11 protein-coding genes are annotated in these 13639 nt (G+C 62.8%); 8 read left to right on the top strand and 3 right to left on the bottom strand.

Annotation, left to right across the window (positions count from 1 at the left end):
* Together Q8M82_RS21530 and Q8M82_RS21525 are read left to right on the top strand one after the other, a co-directional pair.
* A partial coding sequence (locus Q8M82_RS21530) for an AMP-binding protein (protein WP_305693342.1) occupies positions 1 to 1329 on the top strand: 1329 nt, incomplete at its 5' end.
* Between the two features lie 164 nt (positions 1330 to 1493).
* Positions 1494 to 2225, top strand: a complete 732-nt coding sequence (locus tag Q8M82_RS21525) for a hypothetical protein (RefSeq protein ID WP_305693341.1) — start codon at positions 1494 to 1496, stop codon at positions 2223 to 2225.
* Positions 2226 to 2327: 102 nt separating this feature from the next.
* Here Q8M82_RS21525 and Q8M82_RS21520 read toward each other — a convergent pair whose 3' ends face one another.
* Positions 2328 to 2801, bottom strand: a complete 474-nt coding sequence (locus Q8M82_RS21520; protein WP_305693340.1) for an SRPBCC family protein — start codon at positions 2799 to 2801, stop codon at positions 2328 to 2330.
* 38 nt (positions 2802 to 2839) lie between these two features.
* Positions 2840 to 3703 (bottom strand): SDR family oxidoreductase, encoded by an 864-nt coding sequence (locus Q8M82_RS21515; RefSeq protein ID WP_305693339.1) that lies wholly within the window; start codon positions 3701 to 3703, stop codon positions 2840 to 2842.
* A 103-nt stretch (positions 3704 to 3806) separates the two neighbouring features.
* Between Q8M82_RS21515 and Q8M82_RS21510 the strand changes: the two genes are divergently transcribed.
* Entirely contained in the window at positions 3807 to 4697 is an 891-nt protein-coding gene (locus Q8M82_RS21510) for a LysR family transcriptional regulator (protein WP_305693338.1), read from the top strand.
* Positions 4698 to 4946: 249 nt separating this feature from the next.
* Here the strand turns inward: Q8M82_RS21510 and Q8M82_RS21505 are convergent, their stop codons facing one another.
* Positions 4947 to 5984: a hypothetical protein gene (locus Q8M82_RS21505; RefSeq protein WP_305693337.1), complete on the bottom strand. Its 1038-nt coding sequence runs from the start codon at positions 5982 to 5984 to the stop codon at positions 4947 to 4949.
* A gap of 700 nt (positions 5985 to 6684) precedes the next feature.
* Here Q8M82_RS21505 and Q8M82_RS21500 point away from each other — a divergent pair.
* The 5 genes from Q8M82_RS21500 to Q8M82_RS21480 all read left to right on the top strand — a co-directional run bounded on the left by Q8M82_RS21500 (position 6685) and on the right by Q8M82_RS21480 (position 13514).
* Positions 6685 to 7581 carry a substrate-binding domain-containing protein gene (locus Q8M82_RS21500; RefSeq protein ID WP_305693336.1) on the top strand — a complete coding sequence of 299 codons (897 nt, stop codon included), beginning with the start codon at positions 6685 to 6687 and terminating at the stop codon, positions 7579 to 7581.
* Positions 7578 to 9041, top strand: a complete 1464-nt coding sequence (locus Q8M82_RS21495) for a sensor histidine kinase (RefSeq protein WP_305693335.1) — start codon at positions 7578 to 7580, stop codon at positions 9039 to 9041. The genes Q8M82_RS21500 and Q8M82_RS21495 overlap by 4 nt, the downstream gene beginning before the upstream one ends.
* A complete protein-coding gene (locus Q8M82_RS21490; protein ID WP_305693334.1) occupies positions 9031 to 10350 on the top strand; it encodes a sigma-54-dependent transcriptional regulator in 1320 nt (439 codons plus the stop codon). Before Q8M82_RS21495 ends, Q8M82_RS21490 begins: the two co-directional genes overlap by 11 nt.
* A 165-nt stretch (positions 10351 to 10515) precedes the next feature.
* Complete coding sequence (locus Q8M82_RS21485) at positions 10516 to 11037, top strand: arsenate reductase (azurin) small subunit (protein WP_305693333.1); 522 nt, start codon at positions 10516 to 10518, stop codon at positions 11035 to 11037.
* A 14-nt stretch (positions 11038 to 11051) separates the two neighbouring features.
* Entirely contained in the window at positions 11052 to 13514 is a 2463-nt protein-coding gene (locus Q8M82_RS21480; RefSeq protein ID WP_305693332.1) for an arsenate reductase (azurin) large subunit, read from the top strand.
* The last annotated feature ends 125 nt before the right edge of the window (positions 13515 to 13639 follow it).

Here is a 13639-nt window from a genome sequence, read left to right as displayed (position 1 = left end):
GCCTATGAACTCAACGATACGGGCGCGCGGGCCATCCTTTGCCTCGATAGCCTGATGCCGACGCTCAGGCAGGTGCGCGACCAGGCGCAGGTGGAAGCCGTCTTCGTCACGAGCCTCGCCGAGATGCTGCCCGCGGCACCGAGCTTTCCCGTGCCCCCTGCGCTGCTGCAGCCCAAAATCGCCTGTGACGATGCCATCGACCTGCTGCCGGCGCTGGCCCGGGTGGAGGCGCCGGCTCCCGCGGTCGCGCCGGATCTGGATGCGGTCGCGGCGCTGAACTACACCGGCGGCACGACGGGCATGCCGAAGGGCTGCATCCACACCCAGCGCGACATGCTCTACACCGCCGGGACATCGCTGGCGGCGAGTTTCCAGCTGTCGCCCGATGATGTCGTGCTCAATTTCGTGCCGATCTTCTGGATCGCCGGCGAGGATACCGGGCTGCTCTTCCCGCTGGTGGCGGGCGCGACCGTCGTTCTGATGGCGCGCTGGGATGCGGTCGGCTTCATGGCGGCGGCGGAGCGCTACAAGGCGAGCTTCGCCTATCTGCTCGTCGACAACGCCGTGGAGATTCTCGACCATCCCCGGACGCCGTCCTTCGACCTGAGTTCGCTGCGCAAGGTGCGCGTCTCCTCCTTCGTGAAGAAGCTCAATCCGGACTTTCGGGCCCGCTGGCGTGCACTCACGGGGGCCGACATGATCGAAGCCGCCTGGGGGATGACCGAAACCCATACGATGGACAGCTTCACCATCGGCCTGCAGCAGGACGATTTCGACCTCCTGTCGCAGCCGGTCTTCGTCGGGCTGCCGGTGCCCGGCACCGACTTCAAGATCTGTGATTTCGACAGCGGCGCGCTGATGCCGCTGGGCGAGACCGGCGAAATCTGCGTGCGCACGCCCTCGCTGTTCAAGGGCTACTGGAACAAGCCCGAAGCCACCGCGGAGGCGATCCGCAACGGCTTCCTGCATACGGGCGACATCGGCGTCATCGACGAGCAGGGCTATCTGCACTTTCTCGGGCGCCGCAAGGAGATGCTCAAGGTCAAGGGCATGAGCGTCTTCCCCGCCGAGATCGAGGCCATGCTCGGCCAGCATCCCGATATCGCCGGATCGGGCGTGATCGGACGCGAAGACGCCGAGCGCGGGCAGGTGCCGGTCGCCTTCATCGTGCTGGGCGAACAGGCGACGGGGCTGGACGAAGCGACGCTCTCGGCCTGGTGCCGCGAGCGCATGGCCGGCTACAAGGTGCCCGAGATCAGGCTGGTCAAGGCCTTGCCGATGACGGCGACCGGCAAGGTCAAGAAGGAGGAATTGCGGGCGCTGCTTTGACGGGCCAAGGCCGGCCAACACGCCGCCGCTTCATCGCAGTTCGTCAGGAGAGGGGAGTTGGAGCGGGCGATCGGGATCGAACCGACGACATTCAGCTTGGGAAGCGGTATTAACTGCTTGATTTGTTGAGCCTACGTTCCCTCTTTGAACGAAAAGGAACGCGGATGACATCACAATTTCATAGAGTCCTCCTTGGACGGAAAGAGGATAGCGAACCGTATTTCACCTGGATAGGCTGGAGCTCGTCTCGCCAGCATGCGGATGAAGCGGCACACGATGCCATGCGCTCCGCATGGCGTTTCGCCACCGGGTTGAAAGATCCGGAAACAATCTTATGGGAATCGCAGATAGAGACTAAACAAAACACACCAATGGATGGTGAATATCAGGAGTTCGCGGAACCCGGTAGCGTTAAATGGCTAATCAGCGGAGCCATGAAACTTCGTATGGAAAAAATATTCAACGCGAGATTCAAAGGCGTACATGTTAATGAACTCTACGAAGCCGCCAAAAATATACTTTTGGGCGATATTTCCATCCAGTCTATACCCCCAGAATCCACTATCGTCATGGTCACCCTAAATCAGGATATATATTCATTCGAGATCTCTATATCTCTGTATGCACACCATAACAATGAAGTATTCGACTTAAAGTTGGAAGACTGCACTTTGTTCGCGCTAATGACTCTCAGTTCGGTCTTTAACTTTGGCGACCGCGATAGCCCAGCCAGACACAGCTTCGCTATTGAGGCTCCTCAGTCATCCGTGATGAGGGCCGCTCGGGCGATGGACACCCAAGATAATGTTAAACGGGCTGCCAACTTTCTCAGAGGATGGGGGGCTGAAGACGCCGCAGATCGCCTGGTGAGCCGCCGAAGCGACAGCGGGGGTTAGGATCATGCAGACGCCGTGCGCGCGCAGTCGCCAGGCCGTTCCCGAGCTGGCGCGGTGATGACGATGGTCCAGACATCGGTGCTGGCCCATGGGAAACCAGGGTCAGAGCTTTCCCTCGGCGAGCAGCTCGCGGGTGCGTTTCAGCGTGGACAGGAGGGCGGCCTTGTAGCCCTTGTCGCTGTCGAACTGGGCCTGCTCGGCCTGTTCCTCGGGGCCGCCGGGCTGTTTGTCGCGAAGTCCTAGATAGCAGTAGAATTTCAGCTGCAGCGCGCCGGATTCATCCTCGAACAGTTCGTTGACGATCGCGCCTTCGCGCGGCCCGGTGGCCTGAAAGAAGGTCATCTTGCGCTGCGGTTCGAGGGTAATGATCTCGCGCAGGTCGGCGCCGGCGATCGTGGCCTCGCGGACGAAGTGCGTCGCGCTCTCCTCTGTGACGTGGCATCGGGTACACAAGCCCGGCGGCAGGAACAGGCGCGCGTCGCGGGCCTTCAGCTCGAGGCCCTTCCAGACCTGCTCTCGGGTGAGCGGGATTTCGCCTGCCGGATTCACCGGGACGGTGGCGGTCGAATAGATCATGACGATGGTCCTTGTCGGTGTGGTTGGAATCGCGGATGTCAGCCGGCGATTTGCGCGACATAGTCGCGGTAGGAGCGCAGCGGCCTGCCCAGCAGGGTGGTGAGGCGGTCGACGTCGCCGCTCTCGGGGAGCATGCCGTCGGTCAGGAAGCGCTCGGCCATCAGGCGCATGTCGAAGGCCATCCAGCTCGGCATGAACTGGCGCAGGTTCTGCTCGAACGCAGCGGTGTCGTTGCCGGGGAAGGCGATCGCGCGGCCGAGCACGTCGCTCCAGATCGCGGCGGCGCCTGCACCGGTCAGCGTGTCGGGGCCGACCAGGTTGATGCGGTTGAGCGGCAGCGGCGTCGCGGACTGCTCGCGCCGGATCAGCTCGATGGCGGCGATCTCGCCGACATCGCGGGCGTCGACCATGGCGAGGCCCTTGTCGCCGATCGGCATCGGGTAGATGCCGTAGCCGGTGACCACGTCCTTGATCGTGATCTCGTTGTCCATGTAGTAGGCCGGGCGCAGGATGGTGGCATTCAAACCCATCTGCTCGATCATCCGCTCGACGCCGAACTTGCCGGCAAAGTGCGGCACGTTCACATAGACGTCGCTGTGGATCACCGAGAGGTACACGATCCGCTCGATCCCGGCCTCGCGGGCAACGTTGAGGGCGATCAGCGCCTGGGTGTATTCGTCGGCGACGACCCCGTTCAGCAGGAACAGCGTCGAGACGCCCGACATGGCGCTTCGAAGCGAGTCGACATCGAGGAAATCGCCCTGGACGACGGCGACGCCGGCCGGGAAATTGGCTTTGACGGGATCCCGGACGAGGGCGCGCACATCGGCGCCGCGCTTGACGAGCTGTTCGATGACGTTACGGCCGACATTGCCGGTCGCGCCGGTCACGAGGATGGTCATGGGGTCACTCCTAGGTTGAGCCGTCTGGCTAACCCGAACTTAGCGATCCACATCCGCTGCCATAGACGCTATATCTGGACAGACCGTCTCGCTGGTGGAACATATGGACCTCCTCGCCCTCGCCGATTTCAACTTGGTCGCCCGCTATGGTGGCTTCGGCAAAGCCTCGCGCGCCGCAGGTCGGCCGAAGGCGACTCTCTCCCGTCGCGTGTCGGAACTGGAGGCGAGCCTCGACCTACGCCTGTTCGAGCGTGGGGCGCGTGTCTTGAAGCTGACCGAGGAAGGACGGGCGCTTTTCGAGCGGACGGGCCAGTTGCTGACCGAACTCGACGAGACGGCCGCGGCGATCGCCTCGGGCGGACACAGACCGCGCGGCCGGTTGCGGATCAGCGCGCCCTTGCTCTTCTCGCAAACCGCGATGGGAAAGCTCGCCGCGGGCTTTGCGCTCAAATACCCAGAGGTGCGGCTCGAGGTCACGACCGAGGACCGCTCCGTCGATATGATCGAGGAGGCCTATGACCTCGTCATCCGGGTCAACCCCGAGCCCGATGAAAGCCTTGTCGGACGGGTCTTCCTCCGTGACCGGCTTATGGTGGTGGCGAGCCCGGGTCTGGCGCGGCCGTCGGATGGCTCGGCCGTCACGGCCGTCGTGCGCGGACCAGCCCGCCAAGGCGAAGCGTGGAGCGTGACGACGCTGACGGCAAAATCCAGGATCGCCGTTAATCCGGTTCTGAGCCTATCGTCGCTCGTCATGGTACGCGATGCCGTAAGGATGGGAGTTGGCGCCGGGCGTCTCCCGGTGTCGCTCGTCAGTCACGATCTCGCCGCCGGCACGCTGGTGAACTGGGGTGATGTGGAAGGACCTGAGATCGCCCTGTGGGCACTTTATCCGACACGACGGCTACTGAGCGCTCGCGTTTCGGCATTCCTTGATCATTTAAAAGACGCGTTTCCCAACGGAACGCCCGATGAGCTTGCCGCTTACGTCCGGTGATGACGGTGCCGACGCGGTCACGACGGCATCCCATTTCAAACTCGACCATTCTTCCTTGATTTAACGCCAATGTCGCTGTCAGCTTATCTAGACGGGTCTGAACCGCCTCAAGGTTCGTCGTAGGCTCCGACGACGGAATGAGTTTCGATCTTCGAGGAGCGAAGGTGGCCGCTTAGGGCTGAAATAGGTACCTGGGGCAAGTGAGATATCCTCGACACTTGACGCTGTGCTTTGCAGGGCCATCGGCGTCTATCGCACCGCTTGTCGGTCACGCCTTGGGCGCCCTCGCGGCGGGGACGCAACCCCGGCGTCTTGCAGGACTTCGCTGATCAGTCTTCTCGATGTGCCGAGAGCCTTGGCCGCCGCGACAACCGATCCTCTTTCACATAGGGCAACCAGCACCGCCTGCTGAGAAAACGTCTTTCGTGGGCGCCCTCCGCGCTGTTGCTTGATTCCCTTCTTAACAACCCTTGAAGGGAAAGAGCCGTCGTCCGCGCCGCCGCCGTGTTCGAGGTTTCGTTCCAATTCCTGCGCGAAATCCAGTGAACCATGTTCAGGAGATGAACCAAGTTCATCGAGAAGAGAAAGATATGCGGCGCCACACGGTGTCTCATGAGGCGCTGCCTGTATGGGCGTAAGAGGGAAGTGGCTGATGTCGGATACAACCGGCGAAACTGTCGCTCCCGCTGCCTTGTGCACAGGAGCCTGTGCTGTTGGCGTAGCGCGCCAGGCCTTGGACTGACGAAAGCTGATAACACGTCGCCGCGTGTCATCTTTGAGGAGCAGGGCGATTCTCCTCGCGCCGAGAGCCTTCTGCTCGCTGTTGACCTCGAATATCCTGGGTAGGGCCTGATCCCACGCTCGCCCTATCTGGTCCCTGTAGTCTTCAACTTCGAGCGGGCAGCTAAGCGTTGGAGCACAAGTCCAGCGCGGCATGTCCCGCTCAGTGAAGACCCGCGTGACGTAGGCCAGCGCCATAATCCAGGCCTCCTGTCTGTCGGCCAGGTCCAATGGCTTGCGGCGGCGGTCACCCTCCTGCCAATCACAGTGCCCGACGTCCATAAGGCCTTCCCCGCCTCTGAAGACGCCGAACCTGAGGTCCCCGATGTCATCGTAGAAGGCCTCGGCGAGGTCACTCGGGATGATGCAAAGGAGGTGGTAGTGCGGATGCCGGTTATTCTTGGCGACGCTGATATCCAGCTGCCAGGAATACCAGTTCGCGTAGGGTCGGACGCGTGCGACGACCCGGTCGCGGAGTTCATCCAGCGCCCGCTTATAAGGGACCATCGCGATATCGGGTCGACGGCTAATTCCGATCGAAACGAGCCGATGGTCATGCAGCGATGCGACGTTGGACCAGACCTCCCAACACTTTAGGAAACGCGACCACGCTTGTTGACACACCATGTCGCTGATCGAAGAGTATACGGTCCCAATCTTCGCAGCGTAGCTGGCATGCTGCGGGTCGGTCTTCAGGCTCCACAACAGGGCTCGGATGCCTGAATCTGAGCCTGGGTCCGATCCGAGGTCAGTGCACTTATTCCGCATGGTGAGAAGTGCGTCTGCCAATGTACCATGACCATGCTCTCCAAGCAGCTGCTCAGCGAAACGCATCCGCGACAGATTTCGTCCAAGGCGCTCGGCTTCCAGCTTTTCGAGATGATCGAGCTCGAGGCTGTCGAAGCGTAAGCGCTCTGCCTCCTGGAAAATCGAGGCAGGCGGAGGGAGACTTGTTGCGGCAGGCGTAATGTACATCGCGTCGTGTCGGCCCTGATTCGGCTTCTGTGACGATCATGGCAGGGCGGACGCCGAACGCAGATGAAATTACCGATATCCTTAATGGCTCTGCGTTCTGTAGCTCGTTCCTGACTCCTAAGTGACACGGGGCGTTACCGCCAGTTGAAGGCAAGACCATCAAACACCGTCGATTGACGGACCTTTCTTTACGGCCCAGATTAATCAGGTCGGACAGGCCGGGAGGTCTTAGGTGTTGCTCGGTCTTCACCGACTATCGCCAGAAAGGACGCGCCGACTTTCGCGCCGGGATACGCTCGCGGCGCTGGCGGGCCTTATGGTGACCGCCCACCCTCCCACCGTCCGCGCTGCACAGCCATTCCGGTTCGGCCTGACGCCCGTTTTCCTCAACTCCGATCTCGATCTGCTCGAGGCGCTCCAGAAATATCTCAGCGCTGCGATGGGGACCGAGGTGCAACTCGTCCTCAAGCGGACCTATCAGGAGATCACGTCGCAACTTCTGTCCGGGCTTCTCGACGCCGCTTGGATCTGCGGATTCCCATTCGTCGCATACCGCCGCGAGTTGGAACTTGTGGCCGTGCCGATATGGCGCGGTAAGACAACATATCAGAGCTACCTGATCGTATCCGAAGGGCGGGAGGCATCCACGATCAGCGACCTGCGCGGTGACATCCATGCTTTCTCCGATCCGGACTCGAACTCCGGCTACCTCGTAACGCGCGCGCTCCTGGCCGAGAACGGAGTCAAGCCGCAGGACTTCTTCCAGCGAACGTTCTTCACCTATGGCCATCGCAACGTCGTTCGAGCCGTAGCCGCAGGCCTCGCCCAGTCCGGCAGTGTTGACGGGTACGTTTGGGAGGTCATGACGGAAACCGAAGCGGCCCTCACGCGTCAGACGAGGCCGGCTTGGCGCTCGGACTGGATGGGCTTCCCGCCGATCGCCACGGCAAGGGAAAACGCCAGCAGCAACAACATAGCGAGGCTGCGTCAGGCCCTTTGGGGCATGCCGCAAGACCGTGTCGGCCGTGAGGTCCTCAACCTGCTTCGCCTGGATGGTTTCGCGCCCGGCGACCCCTCCCTGTTCGACAGCATAGCAAGCCGCGTCGATCTGGTGAGGACGCTGGGATGAAGGCATCGTCCCTCGATCCAAGGCGCTGGTCGCTCGCATTCAAGGCGCCACTCTTCGTGGCAGCCTTCATGCTCGTCGTCAGCATCGTGATGACGAACGCGGTCCTTTCTCGCCTGCGTGAAACGCAGGAGCGGCACCTGTCAGCCTTGTCCACGATCTACCTCAACGGCTTGGCGGCAACTCTGATCCCCCATGTCCTAAGGGACGACATCTGGGAGATCTTCGACGCCATCGATCGGGGAGCCAGCCTAGAAGCCGGCTTTGGTCGCGCGACCATCGTCGTCGTCGACGCGAAGGGCCAAACCCTCGCCGCCAGCGTCCCCAAGCTCGCTCCGGTCCTTAGCCAGCAGGTCGGTAGGGACCAGGCGTTTCAGGGTGACAGCTCGCTGATCGTGGACATCGACAAGGCGCGGGCCTTCGCCAGGCGCTCCCTCATCTATCAAGGACGCCGCATCGGCGCGATCTATGTCGACTACGATGTCAGTCATCTCCTGCGTGAACGCGCTGACGTCCTACGAACGCTCATCGGGACGAATGCGGCGATCGCTGTCTTCCTGGCAGCGTTCGGATACTGGGTGATCCGGTGGATGCTCGGGCCTCTACGCACGCTCACCCGCCACCTTGACCTCGGCGTTGCCGGCACCGTCCAGCCGATCCCGGCACATGCCGTTGCCGCCTCCACCCAGGAATTCGGGCGGCTGTTTCGGCGCTTCAACGTCATGGCGGAAGCCGTCAATGACCGCGAGGTCATCGCCAAGGAACTGGCGAACGAGGAACGGCTGGCGAGCCTAGGCCGGCTCGCATCGGGCATGGCCCATGAGATCAACAACCCGCTCGGAGGGCTCTTCAACGCGATCGACACCTTGAAGCGTCACGGGGACAAGCCAAACGTTCGAAGCTCGTCTCTCGATCTGATCGAGCGTGGTTTGAAGGGAATCCGCGACGTTGTTCGGTCCGCGCTGACTGTGTATCGGGCCGATCGCAACCCCCGAAACCTCGTCACCGCCGATCTCGACGACCTCAAGCTCCTGATCCGCCCTGAGATCGAGCGCAGGTCCCTAAGGCTCGACTGGAGAAACCATCTCGAGGCAGATTTACCTCTTCCGGCTTCCGCGATCAGGCAGGTCGTCCTGAACCTTCTCTTGAACGCCATCCAGGTCTCTTCGCTAGGCTCTCAGGTTCGGCTCGAGGCTGCAGTTGTCGGCGGCGATCTGGTGATCGAAGTGCTCGACTGCGGACCCGGCTTCGATGAAGAGGCGCGGTCTGTGCTGACGGGGGAGGCCGACCGCCCGCCTCCCATTCACTCCCGTACAGGTTCGGGCCTCGGCTTGTGGATGACCCACAGGCTGGTCCATGATCTCAACGGACGTACCGTCATCGACACCCAACTCGATGGAGGCTCGCTTGTCCGGGTCGTCATTCCGCTAACGCCTGCCGAGGAGTTGCGCGATGTCGCTTGACCGCCGGTCGATAGGGATCATCGAGGACGATCCCATCATGGGGGAGTCGCTGGTGCAGCGGCTCGCTCTGGAGGGTGCTGAAGTCACCTGGTGGCGGACTAAGGCGGAGGCCGTCACGGGACTAGCGCGCCGCCGCCATCACGCCGTGATCTGCGACCTGAAGCTGCCTGACGGTGCCGGCGAAGACATTTTCCTCGAAGCCGTGAAGTCCGAAGGTGCACCGCCGTTCCTGTTCATGACCGCGTTTGGCGAAATCGATCAGGCGGTTCGGCTGATGCGTTGCGGGGCGGGCGACTACGTCACCAAACCCTTCGACATGACGTCCTTCCTGGAGCGACTCGAGACGCTGGTCGATCCTTTTGAAGGGGATGGGCAGGGTGTTCTGGGCGTATCGCCTGCGATCCGCGCCGTTGAGCGCACGTTGCTCCGCCTGGCCACGGTCAGTGCACCCGTCCTCCTCACAGGAGAGACGGGCAGCGGCAAGGAAGTCTGCGCACGTCTCCTTCATGCGTCCCGGGGACATGGAGCCGGCCCTTTCATGGCGGTGAACTGCGCGGCGATACCGGCCGAGCTGATGGAGAGCGAGCTTTTCGGTCACGAAAAAGGAGCATTCACGGGGGCTCAGGGGCGCCATGCCGGATACGCCGAGCGCGCCGGCACGGGCACGCTCTTCCTCGACGAGATCGGTGACCTGGCGCCGCGACTCCAAGCCAAGCTGCTGCGCCTGCTTGAGGACCGCACCTTCACCCGCGTCGGGGGCGAGCAGGCCCTGCCATTCAAGGCCCGCATCGTCTGCGCGACCAACGCAGACCTCATTGCGAAGGTGAAGGCTGGGAGCTTTCGGGAGGATCTCCTGTATCGCATCAACGTCGTCAACGTGCCGCTCCCGCCACTTCGAGACCGCAGCGACGATATCGTCTGGCTTATCGACCGCTTCTTCTCGGAGTTCGAGGAGCAGTCGGGCGACCGCATCCATGGGATGAGCGCCTTGGCGCTTGAAGCCGCGCTTGCCCATAGTTGGCCTGGCAACGTCCGTGAACTTCGAAACCGCGTGCAGAGAGGGCTCTCTCTGGGAGATGGACCTCTCCTCATGCCCGGGGACCTTTTCCCTGATCTGGCCCCCATGATGGCGGTAGGAATGCGCGAGGGACTGGAAGGGGTGCGGGACGAAGCCGAGCGCCGGTACATCGTTCGCGTCTTGGCGGAGAATGGCGGAGCCGTTCAGGCAACCGCGAAGGTCCTGGGAGTCTCTCGAACCACCTTGTGGGAAAAGATGAGGCGCCACGGAATCCCGGCGCCGGCCTCCTGACCGGATATCCGGACTTTCGCGGGCGCAACATGTTCGGAAATCCGAACACGGCACCGGGCGGCGTTCGCCCCATGTCTCTGAAATTAAAACATTTCTAAACCCAGCCTCGGTCGGCACGGCCCCTGCAGTCCTCCAGCCCAAAGAAGCAGGTCTGGAGGACACGCGATGAAGAAATGCGATCTGATGGTCGATATCGGCCGTCGCCGTTTCCTCTCAGGAGCCGGCATCGCCGCGGCAGGGGCCGCGGCGACCACGATGGTCCCCGGCTCGGCTCAGGCCAAGCCTGCTTCCGCTCGTGTCGATTATCCGGTCAACCGTCTCGGCACCGTCGCTGAGCTGAAGGTCAATGAGCCCAAGGACGTCTCTTATCCCGACGCAGACGCGCCTGGTGTCCTGCTCAAGCTCGGCAAGCGCGTCCCCGGGGGCGTAGGCCCCGACGGCGACATCGTCGGGTTCGCGACGCTCTGCCCCCACAAGGGCTACCCGCTCGCATTCAACGCGACCGACAAGACCCTGAACTGCCCCGGTCACTACTCGCGCTTCGACTGTGAGGCCGGCGGCCAGCAGATCTGGGGCCAGGCGACCCAGAACCTCCCGCAATATGCGCTTCGCGTCGAAGCCAACGGCGACATCGTGGCGGAGGGACTCGACGAGCTCCTCTACGGCCGCCTGTCCAACGTGCTCTGAAGGGAGGATCGACCATGACCTACAAGCGCCAGATCGACCGTCTCCCGATCGTCCCCGCGGACGCCAAGGAGCACAACGTCACCTGCCACTTCTGCATCGTCGGCTGCGGCTACAAGGCCTACACCTGGGACATCAACAAGCAGGGCGGGACTGAGCCCGGCCAGAACAAGTTCAAGGCCGACCTGTCGAAGCAGGAGGGCGCCGACAGCGGCGCCTGGTACTCCCCGTCGATGTACAACATCGTCAAGCAGGGCGGTAAGGACGTCCACCTGGTGATCATGCCCGACAAGGGCTGCTCGGTGAACTCGGGACTAGGTTCGATCCGCGGGGCGCGGATGGCCGAGACCTCCTTCTCCGAGGCGCGCTCGACGCAGGCCCAGCGGCTGACCGACCCAATGGTCTGGCGCTATGGCACGATGTCGCCGACGTCGTGGGATGACGCACTTGACCTCGTCGCCCGCGTCACCTGCCAGGTCGTCAAGGAGCAAGGAGAGGACGGCCTGTTCGTCTCCGCCTTCGACCATGGCGGCGCCGGCGGCGGCTACGAGAACACCTGGGGCACCGGGAAGCTCTACTTCGGCGCCATGAAGGTGAAGAACATCCGGATCCACAACCGGCCGGCCTACAACTCCGAGGTCCACGCCACCCGCGACATGGGCATCGGCGAGCTCAACAACTGCTACGAGGACGCCCAGCTCGCCGACACGATCGTCATGGTCGGCGCGAATTCGCTGGAGACCCAGACCAACTACTTCCTCAACCACTGGGTACCGAACCTGCGCGGCACCTCCCTCGACAAGAAGAAGGCCGAGCTGCCCAACGAGGCCCATGCGGCAGCACGGATCGTCATCGTCGATCCGCGCCGCACCGTCACGGTGAATGCCTGCGAGGTCGAGGCGGGCAAGGACAACGTGATGCACCTCGCGATCAACTCGGGCACGGACCTCGCCCTGTTCAACGCCTGGATGACCTACATCGCGGAGAAGGGCTGGACGGACAAGGCGCTGATCGCAGCCTCCACCAACGGCTTCGACAAGATGGTCGCCGCCAACAAGACCTCACTCCAGCAGGCGGCGACCCTCACGGGACTGACCGTCGACCAGATCCGGCAATCCGCGGAATGGATCGCGATGCCGAAGGAGGGGAATGCCCGCCGCCGCACGATGTTCGCCTACGAGAAGGGCCTGATCTGGGGCAACGACAACTACCGCACCAATGGCGCTCTCGTGAACGTCGCGCTCGCCACCGGCAACATCGGCCGGCCGGGTGGAGGCTGCGTGCGCCTCGGCGGCCACCAGGAAGGCTACTCGCGGCCCTCCGACGCCCATGTCGGTCGTCCGTCGGCCTATGTCGACAAGCTGCTGCTCGAAGGCAAGGGCGGCGTCCATCACATCTGGGCTTGCGACCACTACAAGACGACGCTCAACGCGCATCAGTTCAAGCGCAACTACAAGAAGCGCACCGACATCGTGAAGGAGGCGATGGACTCGGTGCCGTTCGGCGATCGCGCCGCGCTAGTCACGGCGATCGTGGATGCCATCAAGAAGGGCGGGTTGTTCGCGGTCGATGTCGACATCGTGCCGACGCAGATCGGACAGGCCGCCCATGTATGGCTGCCGGCCGCAACGTCGGGGGAGATGAACCTGACCTCGATGAACGGCGAGCGCCGCATGCGCCTCGTCGAGCGCTACATGGACCCCCCGGGCCGCGCTATGCCGGACTGCCTGATCGCCGCGCGCATCGCCAACCACATGGAGCGCGTGTATCGCGAGATGGGCATGGCGCAGGTCGCCGACAACTTCAAAGGCTTCGACTGGAAGACCGAGGAAGACGCCTTCATGGACGGCTACGCCAAGCATGAGAAGGGCGGTGAGCACGTCACCTATGCCAGGCTGAAGGCGATGGGCACCAACGGCTTCCAGGAGCCGGCGACGGGCTTCGCGGACGGCAAGATCGTGGGCACCAAACGCCTGTTCGCCGATGGCAAGTTCGGCGGCAAGGACGGCAAGGCGACCTTCATGGAGACGCAATGGCGCGGGCTCCAGGCTGCCGGCAAGCAGGCCGAGAAGGACAAGTTCGCGTTCCTGATCAACAACGGCCGTGCAAACCTCGTCTGGCAGAGCGCCTACCTCGACAAGCAGGACGACTTCGTCATGGATCGCCTGCCATATCCGTTCATCGACCTGAATCCGGACGATATGGCGGAGCTCGGCTTGAAGCCGGGGGACCTCGTCGAGGTCTTCAACGATAACGGATCGACGCAGGCGATGGCCTACCCAACCCCGTCCGCGAAGCGCAAGCAGGCCTTCATGCTATTCGCCTATCCGACCGGCGTGCAGGGGAACGTCGTCTCGGCCGGCGTCAATGAGTTCGTGATCCCGAACTACAAGCAGACCTGGGGCAACATCCGGAAGATCGCCAACGCGCCGGAAGGCACCAAGCACCTGTCCTTCAAGAGCCAGGAATACTCCGTCTAGTCGGCGCCTTGGACGGCCGCTCGCTTGCGAGCGGCCGTCGTTCCCGTCTCACTGACAACACGGCAGGTACTCGATGACGATGGCTACCGTATCCCGGGCGTCGATGCCGCCAAGCGGCATCGACG

Origin of the sequence: Allobosea sp. (genome assembly GCF_030694325.1) — a bacterium.
Lineage (GTDB): Bacteria > Pseudomonadota > Alphaproteobacteria > Rhizobiales > Beijerinckiaceae > Allobosea.
The sequence above is the reverse complement of the archived record's forward strand: the minus strand, read 5'-3'. Positions and strand labels throughout refer to the sequence as shown.

Excerpts from the sequence above, each read along its gene's own strand:
- Q8M82_RS21505 (WP_305693337.1), bottom strand. The coding sequence starts at position 5,984 with ATGGTCCCTTATAAGCGGGCGCTGGATGAACTCCGCGACCGGGTCGTC.
- Q8M82_RS21480 (WP_305693332.1), top strand. The coding sequence starts at position 11,052 with ATGACCTACAAGCGCCAGATCGACCGTCTCCCGATCGTCCCCGCGGAC.
- Q8M82_RS21485 (WP_305693333.1), top strand. The coding sequence starts at position 10,516 with ATGAAGAAATGCGATCTGATGGTCGATATCGGCCGTCGCCGTTTCCTC.
- Q8M82_RS21510 (WP_305693338.1), top strand. The coding sequence starts at position 3,807 with ATGGACCTCCTCGCCCTCGCCGATTTCAACTTGGTCGCCCGCTATGGT.
- Q8M82_RS21520 (WP_305693340.1), bottom strand. The coding sequence starts at position 2,801 with ATGATCTATTCGACCGCCACCGTCCCGGTGAATCCGGCAGGCGAAATC.
- Q8M82_RS21495 (WP_305693335.1), top strand. The coding sequence starts at position 7,578 with ATGAAGGCATCGTCCCTCGATCCAAGGCGCTGGTCGCTCGCATTCAAG.
- Q8M82_RS21515 (WP_305693339.1), bottom strand. The coding sequence starts at position 3,703 with ATGACCATCCTCGTGACCGGCGCGACCGGCAATGTCGGCCGTAACGTC.
- Q8M82_RS21490 (WP_305693334.1), top strand. The coding sequence starts at position 9,031 with ATGTCGCTTGACCGCCGGTCGATAGGGATCATCGAGGACGATCCCATC.
- Q8M82_RS21525 (WP_305693341.1), top strand. The coding sequence starts at position 1,494 with ATGACATCACAATTTCATAGAGTCCTCCTTGGACGGAAAGAGGATAGC.